This window comes from Pseudonocardia alni, from assembly GCF_002813375.1.
Lineage (GTDB): Bacteria > Actinomycetota > Actinomycetes > Mycobacteriales > Pseudonocardiaceae > Pseudonocardia > Pseudonocardia alni.
The window spans coordinates 3,005,652-3,024,226 of sequence record NZ_PHUJ01000003.1 but is presented as its reverse complement, the minus strand read 5'-3'; the positions used below and the strand labels follow the sequence as shown (position 1 = coordinate 3,024,226).

The following is an 18,575-nucleotide window of genomic DNA, read 5'->3' as shown; positions in this document are numbered from 1 at the left end:
GCGCGGGGCGGGGCCATCGCTGGCGCCGCCCGTAACCCCGGGGAAACCTGATCCGCACGAACTCGGACACATCCGCACGACATCGCACATCATCGCGGCCACACTGGGCGCATGACCCGCTGGTTGCGTCGCACCCCCGGTGCCTCCCGTCCCCGCATCGAGTTCGGGGCCGACTACAACCCCGAGCAGTGGCCGCGCGCGGTGTGGGAGTCCGACGTCGCGCTCATGCGCGAGGCAGGCGTGACGGTCGCGACCGTGGGCGTCTTCTCCTGGGCGCTGCTCCAGCCCGCGCCGGACCGCTGGGACCTCGGGTGGCTCGACGACGTGCTGGACCTGCTGCACGCGGGCGGGATCGCCGTCGACCTCGCGACGGGCACGGCGTCACCCCCGCCGTGGCTGCATCACCGGCACCCGGAGATCCTCGCCGTCGACGTCGGCGGCCGGACCTTGGCGCCGGGCGGGCGCCAGCACCACCGCCCGACCTCCCCGGTGTTCCGCCGCCACGCCCTCGCCCTGGTCGAGCGGCTCGCCCGCCGCTACGGCGACCACCCCGCGCTCGCCGCCTGGCACGTGTCCAACGAGCTGGGCTGCCACGACGTCCACGACCACTCCGACGACGCCCAGGTCGCGTTCCGGGCCTGGCTGCAGCGCCGCTACGGCGACCTCGACCGGCTCAACCACGCCTGGGGCACCGCGTTCTGGTCCCAGCACTACGGCGACTGGGACGAGATCGGCACCCCGCGCCGCACCGGCCCGGGCACCCACCCGAACCCGACCCAGCAGCTCGACTTCGCCCGCTTCTCCTCCGACGCCCTGCTCGACCACCTGCGCGCGGAGCGGGACCTGCTGCGCGCACTCACCCCGGACGTGCCCGTGACCACCAACTTCATGGTGATGGGCGAGACCAGCGGCATGGACTACGCGACCTGGGCGCCCGAGGTCGACATCGTCGCCAACGACCACTACGTGTTCCCCGGTCCGGACGCCCGCGACGAGCTGTCGTTCTCGGCCAACCTCACCGGCAACCTCGCCTGCGGGCACCCGTGGTGGCTGATGGAGCACTCGACGTCGGCGGTGAACTGGCAGCCGGTCAACCGCGCCAAGCGCCCCGGTGAGCTCGCCCGCGACGCGCTCACCCACCTCGCGCACGGCGCCGACGCGCTCTGCTTCTTCCAGTGGCGCCAGTCCGCGGCGGGCGCGGAGAAGTTCCACTCGGCGATGGTGCCGCACGCCGGCCCGGCCTCGGCGTTGTTCCGCGACGTCACCGCGCTCGGGGCGACACTGCGCGACCTGGCCCCGGTCGCCGGGGCGCGGCGGGTCCCCGCGCCGGCCGCGGTGCTGTGGGACTGGCCGTCGTGGTGGGCGGCCGAGCAGCCGTTCACCCCGACCACCGAGCTGCGCTACAAGGCCGAGGCACTCGGCTGGTACCGGGCGTTCCTCGACGCCGGGGTGCGGGCCGACGTCACGTCCGCCGACGCGGACCTGTCCGGCTACGGGCTGGTCGTCGCCCCGGTGCTGCACGTGGTCGGCCCGGACCGGGCGGCCGCGCTGACCGCCTACGTCGCGGCCGGTGGGCACCTGGTCACCACCTACTTCTCCGGCACCGTCGACGACGACGCGCACGCCGTCCTCGGCGGCTACCCGGGCGCGCTGCGCGACCTGCTGGGCATCCGGGTCGAGGAGTTCGCGCCGCTCGACCCGGGCGCCGTCGTCGAGCTCGACGACGGCTCCACCGGTGACCTGTGGAGCGAGGCCGTGCAGGTGGTGGACCCGGCCGTGGAGGTGCTCGCCCGCTGGACCGGCGGCGGTACCGACCCGGGCGCGGGGGACCTCGCCGGGCTGCCCGCGGTGACCCGCCGCCCGGTCGGGGACGGGTCGGCGACCTACGTCCCGACCCGCCTCGCCGACCGCGCCCCGCTGCTGCGACGTCTGCTGGCCGCCGCCGGGATCGCCCCCGAGCTGCCCGGCGAGCTGGTGGGCCGGGTGGAGCTGGTCCGCCGCGACGGCTTCCGGTTCGTCGTCAACCGGACCGACGCCCCCGTCGACCTGGGGCCCCTCGGCGCGGCGGAGGTGCTCGCCGGCCCGGCAGGCACCCTGCCCCCGCGCGGGGTGGCCGTCCTGCGGGACTGATCCGCAGGATCGAGATGCACGTCTCCGCCCCCGGGAGGGCGGAAACGTGCATCTCGGCAGCGGCGGCAGGATCGGGGTGCGGACGGCCGGACGCCCCGCCGCGCGGGAGGCGCGGCGGGGCGTCGGGGTCGTACCGGGTGACGCGGGGTCAGCTCGCGTCGAGGTCCTGCTCCAGCAGCTCGGCCAGGGCCGCGACGGCGGCCTCGCCCTGCTCGTCGTCGGAGGAGGTCAGCACGACCTCCTCGCCGGACTTCACTCCCAGGCCCATCACCGACAGGATCGAGGCGGCGTCGACCGGGCCACGCTCGCCGTCGGCGGTCCCGATCCTCACCTTGACCCCCTGCTCCTTGGCGGCGGTCACGAACAGGTTGGCGGGGCGGGCGTGCAGCCCGACCGACGAACCGACCTTCACACGGCGCTCGGCCATGGTGGGTGCTCCTTCTCTCGGGTGGGTCAGCCCGCGACCGGCGCGGCGGCCGGGGCGGTGGCGGTCTGCTCGGCGGCGGCCGGAGCCGGGGTGCGGCGGGCCGACTTCAGGCCGACGACCAGGGCGGCGGAGACCAGGGTGCCCGCGATGATCGCCAGCAGGTAGGCGAACGGGTTGCCGATCAGCGGGACCACGAAGATGCCGCCGTGCGGGGCCCGCAGGGTCGCGCCGAAGGCCATCGACAGCGAACCGGCGACCGCGGAGCCCGCCATCAGCGACGGGATGACCCGCAGCGGGTCGGCCGCGGCGAACGGGATCGCGCCCTCGGTGATGAAGGAGGCGCCCAGCAGCCAGGCGGCCCGGCCGTTCTCCTGCTCGACCTTGGTGAACAGGTTCTTGCGGACGGCGGTGGCCAGGGCCAGCGCCAGCGGCGGCGTCATGCCCGCGGCCATCACCGCGGCCATGATCATCAGCGCGGTCTCCGAACCGGTGGACAGCCCGGCGACGGCGAAGGCGTAGGCGGCCTTGTTGACCGGGCCGCCCATGTCGAAGGCCATCATCAGGCCGAGCAGCGCGCCGAGCAGGATCGCGTTGGTGCCGGACAGGCCGTTGAGCCAGTTGGTCAGGCCGGTCGTGGCCGCCGCGAGCGGCGTGCCGACGACCAGGAACATGATCGCGCCGACGACCGCGGTGCCGATCAGCGGCAGCACCAGCACCGGCATGATCCCGGCCAGGGCGCGGGGCGGCTGCCACAACTTGAGGCCGTAGACGACCGCACCGGCGAGCAGACCGGCGACCAGGCCGCCGAGGAACCCCGCCTGGGTCTGGACGGCGATCATGCCGCCGACGAAGCCGGGCACCAGGGCCGGGCGGTCGGCGATGGCGTAGGCGATGAAGCCGGCCAGGACCGGGACCAGGAAGCCGAACGCCAGGCCACCGACCTGGAAGAACAGCGCGGCCCAGGACTGCAGTGCACCCGGGTCGAACGCGACCGAGGCGACGCCGTCGTCACCGAAGGAGACGACGTCGGGCGCCTCGGTGATCTGGTAGCCGCCGAGCGCGAAGCCCAGCGCGATCAGCAGACCGCCGGCGGCGACGAACGGGATGACGTAGGAGACGCCGGTCATCAGCCAGCCGCGCAGGCGCGACCCGAAGCCGGAGCCGAAGTTCTTGGTGTCCATCTCCGCGCCGTCGCGCTGGGCCGGGGCCGCCGCGGCGGCCGTGCCCTTCGGCTGGGCGGTGGCCTTGGCGACGGCCTGCTCGATCAGGCCCGGCGCGCCGCCGATGGCCTTCTTGACCGGCGAGGTCACCGTGGGCAGGTGCGCGAAGCGCTCCTTGTCCCGGACCTCGACGTCGGCGGCGAGGATGATGGCCTCGGCCTCGTCGAGCTGGGCCTGGGTGAACGGCGTCGAGCCGGCCGAGCCCTGGGTCTCGACCACGATCTCGTGGCCCGACTCCTCGGCGGCGACCTCGAGGGCCTCGGCGGCCATGTAGGTGTGCGCGATGCCCGTGGGGCACGCGGTGACGGCGAGGAGCTTCATGCTCCCACCTCCTGCTGGATGAAGGTCGCGACGGCGGCCGGGTCGGTGGCGTTGCGGAGCTCGTTCTTGAACGAGGCACGGACCAGGCGACGGGCCAGCGCGGCGAGCACCGTCATGTGGTCGGTGTTCCCGCCCTCGGGGGCGGCGATCATGAAGATGAGGTCGGCGGGGCCGTCCTCGGCGCCGAAGTCGACACCCGACGGCGCCCGGCCGAAGGCCAGGGTCGGCTCGGTGACGGCCGCGGAGCGGCAGTGCGGGATGCCGATGCCGCCCTCCAGGCCGGTCGGCATCTGGGCCTCGCGGGCCTCGATGTCGGCGAGGAACCGGTCGAGATCGGTGACCCGGCCGGCCTTCACCAGGCGCTCGGCGAGCGCGGTGACGGCGGTCTTCCGGTCGGCCGACGGCACGTCGAGGTCGACCAGATCAGCGGTGATCAGGGCAGTCATGCGGCATCTCCGGTGAGGGCGAGGGTGACGTCCGGCGTGGGGGCCAGTTCGACGTCGTCGATTCGGATGTCGGCCGGACCCGGCGTGGCGGAACCGGGCAGTCGGCAGGCGGCGGCGCCGTAGGCCACGGCCTGCCGCAGGGCGTCGGGTCCCTCCCCACCCGCGGCCAGGAACCCGGCCAGGGTGGAGTCACCGGCGCCCACCGTGCTGAGCACGGTGATCGGAGGGGTCCGGGCGTGGTACTCGCCGGACCGGTCGACCAGCAGGGCACCACCGGCACCCAGGCTGACCAGGACCGCGCCGATCCCGCGGGCACGCAGCTCGCGGGCGGCCAGCAGCACGTCGCCGAGGCTGCCCAGGGGGCGCCCGACGAGCTCGGCCAGCTCGGCGTGGTTGGGCTTCACGAGGTCGGGGGCCGCCGCGACGGCGTGGTGCAGCGGCGCGTCCGAGGTGTCGATCGCGACCTTCAGGCCGGGACGGCGGCAGCGCCGGGTCAGCTCGGCGTGGAAGTCGTCGCCGACCCCCGGGGGGAGTGACCCGCAGCTGACCAGCCAGGTGGCGCCGGCGCCGAGGGCGCAGGCGCGCTGGAACAGCGCCTCGACCTCGTCGGCGGACAGTCGCGGGCCCGGCTCGTTGATCTTGGTGGTGACGCCGTCCGGCTCGACCAGGGTGATGTTGACCCGGGTGGCCTCGGCGACGGGGACGGCGACGGTCGTGACGTCGGTCGGCTCCAGCAGCGCCGCGAGGCGCTCACCGGGGGTGGCGCCCGACGGCATCAGGGCCACCGCCCGGTGCCCGGCCGAGGCCAGCGCACGGGCGACGTTGACGCCCTTGCCGCCGGGGTCGACCCGGACGGACCCGGCGCGGTGCACCTCGCCGCGCACCAGGTGCGGCAGCGCGATCGTCCGGTCCAGGCTCGGGTTCGGGGTGACCGTCACGAACATGGGCGGGGTCGGGAGCGTGCGGGGGGTCATGCGCGTACCACCTTCGGGCCGGCGGCCTCCAACTCGGCGGCGTCCGCCGGGTCGAGGCCGGTGTCGGTGATCAGCGTGTCGACCTCGGCCAGCGTGCCGAAGCGGACGAACTGGTCGGAGCCGAACTTGCTGGCGTCGGCGAGGACGACGGTGCGGCGGGCGGCGCGCAGCATCGCCCGCTTGGTCGCCCCCTCGCCGGTGTCGGGTGTGGTGAGGCCGCGCGCCACGGAGAAGCCGTTGGTCCCGATGAAGGCGACGTCGATCGTGAGACCGGCCAGCACCTCGGTGCCCCAGTCGTCGACGGTGGCGAGCGTCGTCCCGCGGACCCGGCCGCCGAGCAGCCGCAGGTCCACGTTCGGGCGCCCGGCCAGCGAGGACGCGATCGGCAGCGAGTTGGTGACGACGGTGACGTCGCGCTCGCGGGGCAGGGTGCTCGCGAGCCGGGAGGTCGTGGTCCCGGCGTCGAGCAGGACGGTCGCGGCGGTGCCCAGCTCGGCGAGGGCGGCCTTGGCGATCCGCTCCTTCTCCGCGCCGAACTGGCTGTCGCGCTGGCCGACCCCGGGCTCGAAGTTCAGCAGGTCCGACGGGATCGCCCCGCCGTGCACCCGCCGGACGAGGGCCTGGCGCTCCAGTGCCCCGAGGTCCCGGCGGATGGTCTCGGGGGTGACATCGAGCTCCTCGGCGACAGCGGCCACGTCGACCCGGCCCCGGTCCCGGGTCCGGTCGAGCAGCCACTGCTGACGCTCCGCTGCGTACATCTTTGTTCGCTCCCGCTTCGATGCTTGCTTGTGTCTGAGTATGTGGGTTTTACTGTGTTTGTCAACGGGTCACGTCGAAGTAACCGCGGGAGCCACTCATGCCGAGCACGATCGCCCTCACCGGAATCCCCGCCAGCCCCGGCCGCGCCGGCGGCCGCGTCGTCCGCGTCGCCGAGCCGCCGGGCGAGCCGGCCGCCGGCCCCGCCCCGGCCGACGCCGCCGCCGAGGCCGCGCGGATCGCGCCGGCCGTGGAGCTGGTGTCGCAGCGCCTGACCGCGCGCGCCGCGACCGTCACCGGCGACGCCCGCGAGGTGCTGGAGGCGACCGTGACGATGGTCGGCGACCCGGCGCTGCTGGAGAGCGCGCAGGCGCTGGTCACCGAGCAGGGGCGGCCCGCCGCGCGCGCGGTGTGGGAGGCCGCGAACTCCTTCGCCGAGATGCTGTCGTCGATGGGCGGCTACATGGCCGAGCGCGCCCGCGACATCCACGACGTGCGCGACCGGATCGTCGCGGAGCTGCTGGGGCTGCCCGCGCCGGGCGTCGCCGACCTGGACGCGCCCGCCGTGCTCGTCGCGACCGACCTGGCCCCGGCCGACACCGCCGGGCTGAAGCCGGGCGTCGCGCTCGCCCTGGTCACCGAGCAGGGCGGCCCGACCAGCCACACCGCGATCCTCGCGCGTTCGCTGGGGATCCCCGCGGTCGTCGGCTGCGCGGGTGCGACCCGGATCGCCGAGGGCGCCGCGCTGACCGTCGACGGCGGCACCGGTGAGGTCGTCGAGGTCGCCACCCTCGACGAGGCCACCGCGTTCGCCGCCGCCGCCTCGGTCACCGCCGAGTGGGACGGCGTCGGCCGCACCGCCGACGGCCGTGTCGTGCCGGTCCTGGCCAATGTCGGCGACGGCCCCGGCGCGGCGAAGGCCGCGGAGGCCCGGGCCGAGGGGGTCGGCCTGTTCCGCACCGAGCTCGCGTTCCTCTCCGCGGCCGAGGAGCCGACCGAGGCCGCCCAGCGCGAGGTCTACACCGCGGTGCTGTCCGCGTTCGCCGGCAAGCCGGTCACCGCCCGCACCCTCGACGCCGGCGCGGACAAGCCGCTGCCGTTCCTGTCGCTCGACGGCGAGCCCAACCCGGCGCTGGGCGTGCGCGGCCTGCGGATCGCCCGCGTCCCCGGCAACGGCGACGGCGTGCTGGAGCGCCAGCTCGCCGCGCTCGCCGCCGCGGCGAAGGAGACCGGCGTCGCGCTCAAGGTGATGGCGCCGATGGTCGCCACCGCCGAGGAGGCGCGCTGGTTCGTGCAGCGCTGCCGGGCGCACGGCATCTCCCAGGCCGGCGTGATGATCGAGATCCCGGCCGCGGTGCTCACCGCCGACGAGATCATGGCCGAGGTCGACTTCGTCTCGGTCGGCACCAACGACCTGGCCCAGTACCTGTTCGCCGCGGACCGCCAGTCCGGGCCGGTGGCCGCGCTCAACGACCCGTGGCAGCCGGCGCTGCTGCGGCTGCTCGGGCTGCTCGGCGAGGCGTCGGCGCGCACCGGCACCCCGGTCGGGGTGTGCGGCGAGGCCGCGGCCGACCCGGGGCTGGCCGCGGTACTGGTGGGTCTGGGGGTCGCGAGCCTGTCGATGGGGTCCGGCGCGCTCGCCGCGGTCGGGGCGACCCTGGCCGGGCTGACGGTGGAGCAGTGCCGGGAGCGGGCCCGCGCGGCCTGCGCCGCGGCCGACCCGGTCGCAGCCCGCCGCGCCGTCGCCGCTCTCGACGGCTGATCGCCGTTCGTCGCGTTCGTCCTCCCGCTCGGCTGCGCGGGGGGTGGACCGGCGGCGTCACGCCGCTGGTCGCAGTGGCCTGTGGTCCCACCGGACGTACCCGGCCACCGGTTGCCCTCGGCGACCCGCGGTTGTTGGGTCGACACACGGCGTGATCCCGTGTCGCGAACCGGGCGCCGTCCGACGACCGGAGGTCACCCATGTCCGAGGGACCGCTTGCCCACGCCGTCCGGGTGGCCTCGGAGCAGGCCTACGTCGACGGGCTGTCCGAGGGCCGCCGCGAGGCCTGGGAGCGCGCCTCGGGCGCGCGCCCGGAGCCGGCGTCGAAGCGGCTGCTCGTGCACCTGTCGCACTCCATCGAGCGCGCGGTGATGTCCGGGCCGCGGGAGGACCCGACGGTCGTCGTCGCGCTGTTCCAGCAACTGCGCTTCTTCGACCGCGAGCGCGAGGTCTACGCGCGGATGGCCCAGGCCGGGATGCACGTCGTCGTCGCGTTCGCCGACGGCGGGGTGCACGACGTGCCGGACGGCGTCCACCTCGTGGTGCTGGATCCGGACGAGCCGCTGGCGTCGGAGTGGAGTGTCGTCGCGCTCGGGCGCGGGGCGGGCGCGTTCCTGGTCGCGACCGACCAGTACGCCCGCGACCCGCGCGAACGGGGCGAGGCCGGGCGGGTGTTCCTCGGACGCTGGGGCTACGCCCGTGCCCAGGCCGGGACCGAGCTCGCGCGGCTGCGGTTCGCGCTGGGGGACCGGCTGCCGACCTCGGTGCGGCGCACGGTCGACGAGCTGCTCGGCTCCTCGATGCCGACCGGCGGCGACCCGGCGGCCTCGGCGGGCACCACCGGAGAGGCCTGGGCGACGACCTCGCTCAACCACATGATCGACCGGCTGCTGTCGGCCCGGGCCGGCACCCGTGAGCTGCGATCCCAGCTGGCCGACGCCCAGCGCGCCGCGGCCGCCCGTGCCGCCGCCGCGGTCGACCCGGCGAGCGGTCTGCCCACCGCCGAGGCCCTGGACCGCTTCGCCGGACCGGCGGGGCCGGAGACGCTGCCCGTCGGCGTCGCGCTGTTCGACCTGCCCGGCCTCGACGGCTCCGTCGTGCACGACGACGACCGCGCCGCCTGGTTCGCCGCCCACCAGGTCGCGGCGGCGATGACCCAGCCGCTCGGCCCGGTCGACGCGGCCCTGCGGCTGTCCGAGCGCGAGTTCGCGCTGGTCGTGCCCGGTGCCTCGGACCGGCACCTGGCCGGTCTCTGCGACCGGGTCGGCGAGCGCCTGGCGCTGGCCTCGCAGGGCTGGCCGGGCATCGCGCTGGCCGGGCGGGTCGCGTTCGCGGTCACGGCGACCCGGCCGCTGCCGCTGGCCGACCTGCGCGAGGCGCTGGCCCACCTTCCCGAGGAGCCGGGCGACGCCGGCCCGGTCGACGCCGGCCGGAACCCGGCCGGGGACCGCATCGTCGTCGCCGCGACCGGGCGGGAGGGCGCCCCGCCGCGTCCGTCCCCGGAGCCGTCGGCCGCGGCCCGGCACCGCGGTCCCGACGACGTCGCTCCGCGCCCGCGCCCGGCCGGGAACGGCGGCGGGTCCGGCGACCCGGTCGCGCCCCCGCCCGACGCGCACGCCCCGCCGCCGCGGCCCGCACCGGCCCCGCCGCCGTCGCGGCCCCGGCCCTACCTCGACGCGTCCTCGACCGGCCCGCAGCCGGTCACCGGTGACGCGGCCGCCGACCCGCGGGCCGCGGCGCAGGAGGCGCTGCGCCGCCTGGTCCAGGGCGACCGGGGTGCCGACTACGACGTGTTCGCCGACCGGCACCGCGACAACGGCGGTCACCCCGGCTGACCGGCGCGTTCGCCCTGGGCGGAGCTGCCCGGGGCAGAACCGGGCGCGGACCGGGCCGTCCCCCGGCCACGGTGGGGTCATGAGCGACTCACCGCGCACCCCGCGCTTCGACGACCGCGCCCGCCGCGACCTCTACGACCAGCGCGTCGTGGTGCTCGACGGCCCCCTCGACGACGACAACGGCACCCTGCTCGCCACCCAGGTCGTGGCACTGGCCGCCCGTGACCCGGCCGCCGACATCGCCTTCTGGATCCACTCGCCCGGCGGGTCGGTGCCGGCGATGCTGGCGCTGCGGGACCTGTTCCGGCTGGTGCCCTGCGACGTCGCGACGCTCGTGCTCGGCATCGCCTACAGCGCCGGCCAGTTCCTGCTCTCGGCGGGCACCCCGGGCAAGCGCCGTGCGCTGCCGCACTCGCGGGTGCTGATGCACCAGGGCTCGTCGGGGATCGGCGGGACGGCCGTCGACATCGAGCTGCAGGCCGACGACCTGCGCCACACCCGCGACACCGTGCTCGGCCTCATCGCCCAGGACACCGGGCAGCCGGTGGACCGGATCTTCACCGACTCGCTGCACGACCGCTGGTACTCCGCGGCCGAGGCGCTCGACTACGGCTTCGTCGACGCCGTCGTCGACCGGTTCGACCAGGTGGTGCCGCGCCGCGGTGCCGTCCCGACCGGCTTCGGCGTGGGGCGGTGACGGCGGTGAGCACCTACACGATCCCGAACGTCATCGCCCGCACCCCGGGCGGCGAGCGGGTCCTCGACGTCTACTCCCACCTGCTCACCGAGCGGGTCGTCTACCTGGGCACCGAGATCGACGCGGGCGTGGCGAACGCGTTGATCGCCCAGCTGCTGTTCCTGGAGGCCGACGACCCCGACCGCGAGGTGCAGCTGTACGTCAACTGCGGGGGCGGCGACCCCAGCGCGATGCTCGGCATCTACGACACGCTGCGCCACGTCCGCTGCCCGGTCGCGACGACGTGCGTCGGGCAGGCCGTCTCGGTGGGTGCGGTGCTGCTCGCCGCCGGGACCGAGGGCCGTCGCGGCGCGCTGCCGCACGCCCGGGTCGTGCTGCACCAGCCGGCGGCGCAGGGCCGCGGGTCCATCCCGGACCTGATCCTGCAGGCCGACGAGCTGGTCCGGATCCGCGCCGACATCGAGGAGATCCTGGCCCGGCACACCGGGCAGACCGTCGAACGGTTGCGCGCCGACACCGACCACGACCGCGTGTTCACCGCGTCCGCGGCCCGGGACTACGGCCTGCTCGACACCGTGCTCGAACCGCAGCCGCCGCGCACCCGCGAGCGTCGCTGAGCGGCGCCGGGTCAGGCCGCCAGCGCGTAGGCGCACTGCGGCCCGCGTGCCCGCGGGGCCGTCGCGAGACCGTCGGCGACGCCGCGGGTCAGCGCGGCCAGGTCGGTCCCGAGCGCCCCGGCGACGGCGGCGATCATCTCGCTGGAGGGCTCCTTGCGGCCCCGCTCCACCTCCGAGAGGTACTGCGGGGACACCCCGGCGCGCCCGGCCGTCGCGTGCAGGGTCTCACCGCGGGCGTGCCGCCGTCGTCGCAGCTCACGACCGAGTGCGTGCCGCCAGAGGGGTTCGCTCATGGGGGCACGGTAGGCCGGACGGCGGCCGCGGTCCCCGGGTTCCGCCCACAGCGGAACCCGGGGTGGGCGCTCAGGCCTTCAGGAAGTCGAGCAGGGCGGCGTTGAACTCGTCGGGGTGGGTGGCGTTGAGACCGTGCGGGCCACCCTCGATCAGCGCGAGCCGCGAGCCCTCGATCGACTCGTGGGAGCGCTTGCCGGACACCTCGAACGGGACGATCGCGTCGGCGTCGCCGTGGATGACCAGGGTCGGGATGCCGGCGTCGGAGACCTTCTGCACGTCGTCGCGGAAGTCGGTGCGTCCGAACGCGGTGATGCAGTCCAGGGTGCCCTTCGGCGACGCGAACTCGGCGATCGCGCGGTGGTAGGCCCGGTTCGGCTCGCTGATCAGGTCGGTCCGGTCGCCCGCGGCGAAGAAGTTCGACGTGAACTCCTCCAGGAAGGCGATCCGGTCACCGGTGACGCCGCCCTGGAACTGCTCGATCGTGGCGTCGTCGAGACCGCCGTCGGGGTTGTCGTCGGACTTGTAGAGGTACGGCGGGACGGCCGCGGCCAGCACGACACGGGCGACCCGGTCGGTGCCGTGCTTCGCGACGTAGCGGACGACCTCGCCGCCGCCCATCGAGAACCCGACGAGGGTGGCCTCGCGCAGGTCGAGGTGCACGAGCAGGGCGTGCAGGTCGTCCGCGAAGGTGTCGTACTCGTAGCCGTCCCAGGGCTGGGAGGACTGGCCGAAGCCGCGACGGTCGTAGGTCACGACCCGGTGGCCGGCGTCGACCAGCGCGGGGACCTGCTTCTCCCAGGACCTCCCCGACAGCGGCCAGCCGTGGATCAGCACGACGGGTGCGCCGGAGCCCTGGTCGGTGTAGTGCAGCTCGACCGGGCTGCCGTTCTCGGTACCGATGCTGAGCTGGGGCATGGGGTGTACTCCTCCGGGAAGATCGGTTGCGTCCTCCCGATCCGCGTACCCGCCCCGCCGCGGACCTACCCGTCGACGACCGTGCCCTGCCCGAGCATCCGCTCCAGCACGGCGCGGACGGTCGCGTCCTCCACGGTGTAGTACACGTAGGTCCCCTCGCGCCGGTTCTCGACCAGGCCCGACAGTCGCAGCTTCGACAGGTGCTGGCTCACCGCGGTGGGGGCGGCGCCGACCAGGTCGGCGAGGCAGGCCACCGAGGACTCGCCCTGCAGCAGCGCCCAGAGGATCTTGACCCGGGTCGGGTCGGACAGCATGCGCATCGCGTCCGCCACCCGGCGGACCTCGTCCTCGGGCGGCATCGCGAAGCCGTGGATGGACTCGTGCACGATGCCGAGGATACCTGCGTGACTGCGCGGATGGTCCACCGTCTCACCATGTGGATGGCTGACTGCGTATCTTCGTGTATACGCAGGTACGGTTCCACGCATGCGATCCGCACTGACCCTGCCCGAGGTCCGCTGGGCCGGGGCCTCCCTGCTGGCCTTCCTGGCGGCGCTGGGGGCCGACCTGCTCGGCGCGCCGTCCGCGGTGGTCGTCGGCCTGTACCTGGCCTGCTACGTCCTCGGCGGCTGGGAGCCCGCGCTCGAGGGCCTGCGTGCGCTCGGGGAGAAGCGGCTCGACGTCGACCTGCTGATGATCGTCGCCGCGGTGGCCGCGGCCGCGATCGGGCAGTGGTTCGACGGCGGCCTGCTCATCGTCATCTTCGCGACGTCCGGGGCGCTGGAGTCGGTCATGACCGCCCGCACCCGGGCCAGCATCGACGCGCTGCTCGACCTCGCCCCCGAGACCGCGACCGTCGTCGCCGACGACGGCACCGAGCGCACCGTCCCGGCGGCGCAGCTGGCCGCGGGGCAGGTGGTCGTGGTGCGGCCGGGGGAGCGGGTCCCCGGGGACGGCGCCGTGCTCGACGGGGTGTCGGAGGTCGACACCTCCGCGCTGACCGGTGAGCCGGTCCCGGCCCGCACCGGTCCGGGCGACGCGGTGCTCGCGGGCACCGTGAACGGCACCGGCGTACTGCGGGTCCGGGTCTCGCGCGACGCCGCGGACACCGTCGTCGCGGGGGTCGCCGCGCAGGTCGAGCGGGCCGCCGAGACCAAGGCGGGCCGCCAGCTGTTCATCGAGCGCGTCGAGCAGCGCTACTCGGTGCTGGTCGTCGCGGGGACGGTGCTGCTGCTCGCTGTGCCGCTGCTGCTCGGCGCCCCGTTCACCGAGACGCTGCTGCGCGCGATCGTCTTCATGATCGTGGCCTCGCCGTGCGCGATCGTGCTCGCGACGATGCCGCCGCTGCTCGCCGCGGTCGCGGTGTCCGGCCGGCGCGGGACCCTGGTCAAGGACGTCACCGTGCTGGAGGCGCTCGCCGAGGTCGACACCGTGGTGCTCGACAAGACCGGCACGCTGACCTCCGGCCGCCCGCAGGTGGTGTCGGTGACCCCGCTCGGGTCCCGTCGCGCCGACGAGCTGCTCGCCCTGGCCGGGGCCGCCGAGTCCGGCAGCGAGCACGTACTGGGCCGGGCGGTGCGCGCGCACGCCCTGGAGCGCGGCCTGCACCTGCCCCACGCCGAGGGGTTCACCGCGGTCCCGGGCGAGGGTGTGCGGGCGGTCGTCGGCGGGCGGACCGTCGCCGTCGGGCGCCCGGAGCTCGCCGGTGACGTGGAGGTCCCCGGGGTCGCCGCACTGCAGGAGGCGGGGCGGACCGCCGTCGTCGTGCTGGTGGACGGCGAGCCCGCCGGGGTGGTCGGGCTGTCCGACGAGCCGCGTCCGGGTGCCGCGGCCGCGCTGGCCGCGCTGCGCCGCGAGGTCGGCGGCGAGCCGCAGGTCCTCACCGGCGACGCCGAGCGTCCCGCCCGGGTGCTCGCCGACCGGCTCGGCCTGACCCGGGTGCGGGCCGGGCTGCTGCCCGACGGCAAGGTCGAGGTCGTCCGCGCGGAGCAGGCCCGGGGCCGCCGGGTGCTCGCCGCGGGCGACGGCATCAACGACGCGCCGCTGCTCGCGTCGGCCGACGTCGGCCTCGTGGTCTCGGAGGGGGCGGGGGCGCTGTCCCTGGAGGCCGCCGACGGCGTGCTCACCCGTGACCCGCTCGGCTCGCTGGCCCCGCTGGTCGTGCTGGCCCGGCGGGCTCGGCGGATCGCGCGGGCGAACCTGGCCTTCGCCGCCACGGTGATCGTGGTCCTGGTCGGGTGGGACCTGATCGGGACGTTGCCGCTGGTCGTCGGCGTCGCCGGGCACGAGCTGTCCACGGTGCTGGTGTGCTTGAACGGGCTGCGGCTGCTCGTCGTCGCGCGCCGGGAGGACCGGCGGGGCCGGGCCGCCGTCGCGCCGGTCGCCGTGGATCCCGAACGGGAGCGCGTCGGGGCCTGACGGGGGCTCTGACCGGTGCTGCTCAGGCCGGGGCGACCGCCAGCGCGGCCAGCGCCATCCGGCGCAGCACCGCGGCCCGGGCGTCCGCCCCGCGCGGTGACGGCTGCTCGGCCCGCGGTGCGTACGGCGTGGAGTTGAGCAGGCCGAACACCCCGTGGGCGACGGTGCGGGCCTCGGCCGGGGCGACGTCGGGGTGCGCCCGGCGCAGCGTGTCCACCCACAGCTCGACGTAGGTGCGCTGCAGCCGCCGCACGGTGCGGCGCGGCTCCTCGGGCAGGTTCGCCAGGTCCCGGTCCTGCACGACGATCAGCTCCGGCTCCCGGGTCGCGAACGCGACGTGGAAGTCGACGAGGTCGGCCAGCGCGGCACGGGGGTCGTCGTGGTGCACGCGGGCGCGGCCGCCGTCGAGCAGTCGCTCGGAGATGTCGATGAGCAGCTCGGCGAGCAGCGCCTCCTTGCCGGGGAAGTGCCGGTAGAGGGCGGGGCCGCTGACGCCGACCGCGGCGCCCAGGTCGGCGATGCTCACCCCGTGGAAGCCGTGTCGGGCGAACAGCCGGGCCGCCTCGGTCAGGATCTGCTCGCGCCGCGACGGAGCCTCCGTGCGCGCGCCCGCGCCGTCCGCGGGGGAGGGTCCTGCTGCGGCCATCGGGCGATCGTAGCGTCGTCGGTTAACGATTGTTAACGCGCCGTGCGGTCCGTCTCAGGCTCCGCACAGGTCGGCGGCGATACCCTCGTGAGCGTGATGAGGACCCTGCGCCGGATGCGCGAGCGTCTCGGCGTCCGCGCCGCGTCCGCCCTCGCGGCGGCGACCGCGGTCGCGATGGTGCTCGTCGTCGCCGGTGTGTCGCTGGTGCTGGTCCTCGAGAGCCAGCTGAAGCGCAACACCGAGGAGGCACTGCTGGCCAACGCCCAGCAGGTGGCCGAGCGCATCCAGGCCAACTTCGCCGACTACCGCCCCGGCGACCCGGCCAAGGAGAACGCGGTGGTGACCACCGCCCGCCGCACCGACCTGGTGCAGGTCGTCACGGCCTGGAGCGACCGGACCGGCGCGCCGGACGACCGGGTCGGGTCGAACGGCGAGGGCCGCAACATCGAGGTGTTCGCCTCGTCCGAGCCGCTGGACGGGCAGCCGAAGCTGGTGGACTGGGTTCTCGCCCCGCACGAGACGCGCTCCCAGATGGACGTGCCGGTCACCTTCCACGAGGCGGGCGGCCCGGAGCCCGACGCCGGCCCGCTGCAGACCGAGGCCATGATGGTCGTCGGGCTCGGCGTGCGTGCCTTCGACCGGCCGATCACGATCTACTCCGCCCAGCCGACCGACCAGATGCACAGCGCCGTCGACCTCGTCACCTGGCTCGTCGCGGGCGGGGTCCCGCTGCTGGTGCTGGTCGCGGGCGGCTTCACCTATCTGTTCGCCGGCCGTGCACTGCGCCCGGTGGAGGACATGCGGTCCCGGGTCGCCGGGATGGGCGACAAGGACCTCTCCCAGCGCGTCGACGAGCCGGCCGCCCGCGACGAGGTCGGCCGTCTCGCCCGCACCATGAACCAGATGCTCGGGCGGATCGAGTCCTCCCAGGCGACCCAGCGCCGCTTCGTCGCCGACGCCAGCCACGAGCTGCGCAGCCCGCTCGCGACCGTGTCGACCGGCCTGGAGCTGCTCGGCGCGGGCATGCCGGAGGCGTCCGCGGACCGGGCCACCGTCGACGTGCTGCGCGGGGAGGCCTCCCGGCTGACCGGCCTGGTCGAGAACCTGCTGTTCCTCGCCCGTGCCGACGAGCGCGGCATCGCGCCGCGCCGCGAGGAGGTCGACCTCGACGAGATCGCCGACGCCGAGCGGGAGCGTCCGTCGGCCGAGACCGCCGTCGCGGTCCGGGTGACCAGTGAGCCCGTCCGGGTGGTCGGCGACCGCGGGCAGCTGGTCCGGGTACTGCGCAACCTGGTCGACAACGCCAAGCGGCACGCGTCGTCGACGGTCGCGGTGTCGGTCCGGGCCGAGGGCGACCTCGCGGTGATCGAGGTCGACGACGACGGCAACGGCGTCGCCGAGGCCGACCGCGCCCGGGTCTTCGAGCGCTTCGTGCGGCTCGACGAGGCCCGTTCCCGCGGTGACGGCGGCTCCGGGCTCGGCCTGGCGATCGTCGCCGAGCTGGTCGCGGCGCACGGCGGGACCGTGGAGGCGGCCTCGTCGCCCGAGCTGGGCGGGGCCCGGTTCCGGGTCACCGTGCCCGCCGTGACGGCGCCGCTGCCCGAGGAGGAGACCCCCGGACCGGTGGACGCCGACCACGCCGGGGCCGGGTTCGACGGCGAGCCGGCCGCGGAGCTGTGCGACGACCGGCCCTCCGGTCCGATCCCGCGGGTGACCACACGGTCGCCGTGGGCGCGGGCCGAGGAGCCTGCCGACTTCGGTCCGGCCGCGTGGCTGGGGCAGGGCGGCGCCGACCAGGGGACACCGCAGAACGGCACGGCGCAGAACGGCACGGCCTCGGGCGGCACCGCTCCGGTCCGCCCGGTCATGGGCTCCGCGGTCGCTCCCGAGGCCCCGGCCCGCCCGGTGTCGGCGGGCCCCGTGGGGGCGGGCGCGTCGGCACGCGGGACCGCCGCTCCGGATGGCATGATGCGCACGCCCGGTGACCCGGCCGTCACCCACGGCTCGGGCACGGACGGTCGGACCCCGGACAGCGGTCCGGTGACGACCCCGCCCGACCCGGAGGACGACGTGTCCGCACCACCCGCCCACAGTCGCCTCGACCCGCCGACCGGGCCGCTGCCGATCCGGCCGGACACCGTCGGCAGCCCGTTCGACGAGAACGCCACCCGGCCGTTGCCGGTCGTCACGCCGCGTGGGCAGCGGGGACGTGGCGGCACCGCCGTCGCCAGCCGGGAGACGTCCCGTGACACCCGGGACACCGGGCGCGAGCCCGCCCGGGCCGAGCGGGAGCCGGTCGGGGCGCCGTCGCCGCGGCGGCCGTCCGACCGTCGTCGCTGAGCGGGTCCCCGCGGGTCAGCGGGGCGGCGCGGGCGCGGGCTCGGACATCCGGTAGCCGACGCCGCGCAGCGTCTCGATGCTGTGCGTCCCGAACGGTGCGTCGATCTTGCGGCGCAGGTAGCCGACGTAGACCTCGACGACGTTGACCTCGCCGTCGTAGTGGGCGTCCCAGACCGAGCGCAGGATGTCGGTCTTGGTCACGACCTGCCCGGTGTTCTGCATCAGGTGCTCGAGCACGCCGAACTCGCGCGGGGTCAGCGGGATCTCGGTCTCGCCGCGGTGCACCCGGTGCGTACCCGGGTCCAGGCTGAGGTCCCCGACCCGCAGCACGGTCGGTGCGGCCTCGCCGGCCCGGCGCAGCAGCGCGCGCAGCCGCGCCTGCAGCACGACGAACGAGAACGGCTTGGTCAGGTAGTCGTCCGCGCCGAGGTCGAAGGCGTCGGCCTCGTCGTACTCGCCGTCCTTGGCGGTCAGCATGAGCACCGGGGTCCACACGCCGCGGTCGCGCAGGTGCTGCAGGATCCGGTAGCCCGACAGGCCCGGCAGCATGATGTCGAGGATGACCACGTCGTGCCGGCCGGTCAGCGCGAGCTGCAGCCCGGTGGGCCCGTCGTGTGCGACCTCCACCTCGTGACCCTCCCCGGCGAGGCCGCGGCGGACCAGCTCGGCGAGCGGCTTCTCGTCCTCGACCAGTAGCAGGCGCACGCACCCCAGCGTAGTCCGCGGGATGCCCGCTCTGGACGCCACGTGTTAACAACCGCTAACCTGTTAACGGTC

17 protein-coding genes are annotated in these 18,575 nt (G+C 75.5%); 7 read left to right on the top strand and 10 right to left on the bottom strand.

Features of this window, described 5'->3' with window-relative positions; all coding sequences use genetic code 11:
- Positions 1-111: 111 nt before the first annotated feature.
- Positions 112-2,130, top strand: a complete 2,019-nt coding sequence (locus ATL51_RS14975; protein WP_100878938.1) for a beta-galactosidase — start codon at positions 112-114, stop codon at positions 2,128-2,130.
- Between the two features lie 148 nt (positions 2,131-2,278).
- Here ATL51_RS14975 and ATL51_RS14970 read toward each other — a convergent pair whose 3' ends face one another.
- From ATL51_RS14970 to ATL51_RS14950, 5 genes are read right to left on the bottom strand one after another with little or no spacing between them, the layout of a single operon-like run.
- Entirely contained in the window at positions 2,279-2,557 is a 279-nt protein-coding gene (locus ATL51_RS14970) for an HPr family phosphocarrier protein (protein WP_062398519.1), read from the bottom strand.
- 26 nt (positions 2,558-2,583) lie between these two features.
- On the bottom strand, positions 2,584-4,098 hold the full coding sequence (locus tag ATL51_RS14965; RefSeq protein WP_073576801.1) for a PTS fructose transporter subunit IIC: 1,515 nt from the start codon (positions 4,096-4,098) through the stop codon (positions 2,584-2,586).
- Positions 4,095-4,544 (bottom strand): PTS sugar transporter subunit IIA, encoded by a 450-nt coding sequence (locus ATL51_RS14960; protein WP_062398515.1) that lies wholly within the window; start codon positions 4,542-4,544, stop codon positions 4,095-4,097. Before ATL51_RS14960 ends, ATL51_RS14965 begins: the two co-directional genes overlap by 4 nt.
- A complete protein-coding gene (gene pfkB / locus ATL51_RS14955; RefSeq protein WP_073576934.1) occupies positions 4,541-5,488 on the bottom strand; it encodes a 1-phosphofructokinase in 948 nt (315 codons plus the stop codon). Before pfkB ends, ATL51_RS14960 begins: the two co-directional genes overlap by 4 nt.
- Before the next feature lie 26 nt (positions 5,489-5,514).
- On the bottom strand, positions 5,515-6,276 hold the full coding sequence (locus tag ATL51_RS14950) for a DeoR/GlpR family DNA-binding transcription regulator (RefSeq protein ID WP_100878937.1): 762 nt from the start codon (positions 6,274-6,276) through the stop codon (positions 5,515-5,517).
- Between the two features lie 98 nt (positions 6,277-6,374).
- Between ATL51_RS14950 and ATL51_RS14945 the strand changes: the two genes are divergently transcribed.
- The 4 genes from ATL51_RS14945 (at position 6,375) to ATL51_RS14930 (ending at position 11,185) form a co-directional block, all read left to right on the top strand.
- A complete protein-coding gene (locus tag ATL51_RS14945; RefSeq protein WP_100878936.1) occupies positions 6,375-8,036 on the top strand; it encodes a putative PEP-binding protein in 1,662 nt (553 codons plus the stop codon).
- A 200-nt stretch (positions 8,037-8,236) separates the two neighbouring features.
- Positions 8,237-9,871 carry a DICT sensory domain-containing protein gene (locus ATL51_RS14940; RefSeq protein WP_100878935.1) on the top strand — a complete coding sequence of 545 codons (1,635 nt, stop codon included), beginning with the start codon at positions 8,237-8,239 and terminating at the stop codon, positions 9,869-9,871.
- Between the two features lie 79 nt (positions 9,872-9,950).
- On the top strand, positions 9,951-10,568 hold the full coding sequence (locus ATL51_RS14935; protein WP_100878934.1) for a ClpP family protease: 618 nt from the start codon (positions 9,951-9,953) through the stop codon (positions 10,566-10,568).
- A gap of 5 nt (positions 10,569-10,573) precedes the next feature.
- A complete protein-coding gene (locus ATL51_RS14930; protein WP_062403890.1) occupies positions 10,574-11,185 on the top strand; it encodes a ClpP family protease in 612 nt (203 codons plus the stop codon).
- Between the two features lie 11 nt (positions 11,186-11,196).
- Here ATL51_RS14930 and ATL51_RS14925 read toward each other — a convergent pair whose 3' ends face one another.
- From ATL51_RS14925 to ATL51_RS14915, 3 genes are all read right to left on the bottom strand, one after another.
- Entirely contained in the window at positions 11,197-11,478 is a 282-nt protein-coding gene (locus ATL51_RS14925; RefSeq protein ID WP_100878933.1) for a helix-turn-helix domain-containing protein, read from the bottom strand.
- Between the two features lie 70 nt (positions 11,479-11,548).
- Complete coding sequence (locus ATL51_RS14920; RefSeq protein ID WP_100878932.1) at positions 11,549-12,394, bottom strand: alpha/beta fold hydrolase; 846 nt, start codon at positions 12,392-12,394, stop codon at positions 11,549-11,551.
- 65 nt (positions 12,395-12,459) lie between these two features.
- A complete protein-coding gene (locus ATL51_RS14915) occupies positions 12,460-12,780 on the bottom strand; it encodes an ArsR/SmtB family transcription factor (protein ID WP_062398503.1) in 321 nt (106 codons plus the stop codon).
- Positions 12,781-12,880: 100 nt separating this feature from the next.
- Between ATL51_RS14915 and ATL51_RS14910 the strand changes: the two genes are divergently transcribed.
- Positions 12,881-14,812 carry a heavy metal translocating P-type ATPase gene (locus tag ATL51_RS14910; protein ID WP_100878931.1) on the top strand — a complete coding sequence of 644 codons (1,932 nt, stop codon included), beginning with the start codon at positions 12,881-12,883 and terminating at the stop codon, positions 14,810-14,812.
- Between the two features lie 22 nt (positions 14,813-14,834).
- Here the strand turns inward: ATL51_RS14910 and ATL51_RS14905 are convergent, their stop codons facing one another.
- A complete protein-coding gene (locus ATL51_RS14905; protein ID WP_073576794.1) occupies positions 14,835-15,458 on the bottom strand; it encodes an SACE_7040 family transcriptional regulator in 624 nt (207 codons plus the stop codon).
- A gap of 96 nt (positions 15,459-15,554) precedes the next feature.
- On the opposite strand from ATL51_RS14905, the gene ATL51_RS14900 reads away from it, so the two are divergent.
- Positions 15,555-17,798: a sensor histidine kinase gene (locus ATL51_RS14900; protein WP_301549253.1), complete on the top strand. Its 2,244-nt coding sequence runs from the start codon at positions 15,555-15,557 to the stop codon at positions 17,796-17,798.
- A gap of 15 nt (positions 17,799-17,813) precedes the next feature.
- On the opposite strand, the gene ATL51_RS14895 is transcribed toward ATL51_RS14900, so the two are convergent.
- Entirely contained in the window at positions 17,814-18,503 is a 690-nt protein-coding gene (locus tag ATL51_RS14895; RefSeq protein WP_073576792.1) for a response regulator transcription factor, read from the bottom strand.
- Between the last annotated feature and the right edge of the window lie 72 nt (positions 18,504-18,575).

Excerpts from the sequence above, each read along its gene's own strand:
- ATL51_RS14975 (WP_100878938.1), top strand. The coding sequence starts at position 112 with ATGACCCGCTGGTTGCGTCGCACCCCCGGTGCCTCCCGTCCCCGCATC.
- ATL51_RS14970 (WP_062398519.1), bottom strand. The coding sequence starts at position 2,557 with ATGGCCGAGCGCCGTGTGAAGGTCGGTTCGTCGGTCGGGCTGCACGCC.
- ATL51_RS14965 (WP_073576801.1), bottom strand. The coding sequence starts at position 4,098 with ATGAAGCTCCTCGCCGTCACCGCGTGCCCCACGGGCATCGCGCACACC.
- ATL51_RS14960 (WP_062398515.1), bottom strand. The coding sequence starts at position 4,544 with ATGACTGCCCTGATCACCGCTGATCTGGTCGACCTCGACGTGCCGTCG.
- pfkB (WP_073576934.1), bottom strand. The coding sequence starts at position 5,488 with ATGTTCGTGACGGTCACCCCGAACCCGAGCCTGGACCGGACGATCGCG.
- ATL51_RS14950 (WP_100878937.1), bottom strand. The coding sequence starts at position 6,276 with ATGTACGCAGCGGAGCGTCAGCAGTGGCTGCTCGACCGGACCCGGGAC.
- ATL51_RS14945 (WP_100878936.1), top strand. The coding sequence starts at position 6,375 with ATGCCGAGCACGATCGCCCTCACCGGAATCCCCGCCAGCCCCGGCCGC.
- ATL51_RS14940 (WP_100878935.1), top strand. The coding sequence starts at position 8,237 with ATGTCCGAGGGACCGCTTGCCCACGCCGTCCGGGTGGCCTCGGAGCAG.
- ATL51_RS14935 (WP_100878934.1), top strand. The coding sequence starts at position 9,951 with ATGAGCGACTCACCGCGCACCCCGCGCTTCGACGACCGCGCCCGCCGC.
- ATL51_RS14925 (WP_100878933.1), bottom strand. The coding sequence starts at position 11,478 with ATGAGCGAACCCCTCTGGCGGCACGCACTCGGTCGTGAGCTGCGACGA.
- ATL51_RS14920 (WP_100878932.1), bottom strand. The coding sequence starts at position 12,394 with ATGCCCCAGCTCAGCATCGGTACCGAGAACGGCAGCCCGGTCGAGCTG.
- ATL51_RS14910 (WP_100878931.1), top strand. The coding sequence starts at position 12,881 with ATGCGATCCGCACTGACCCTGCCCGAGGTCCGCTGGGCCGGGGCCTCC.
- ATL51_RS14905 (WP_073576794.1), bottom strand. The coding sequence starts at position 15,458 with ATGGCCGCAGCAGGACCCTCCCCCGCGGACGGCGCGGGCGCGCGCACG.
- ATL51_RS14900 (WP_301549253.1), top strand. The coding sequence starts at position 15,555 with ATGAGGACCCTGCGCCGGATGCGCGAGCGTCTCGGCGTCCGCGCCGCG.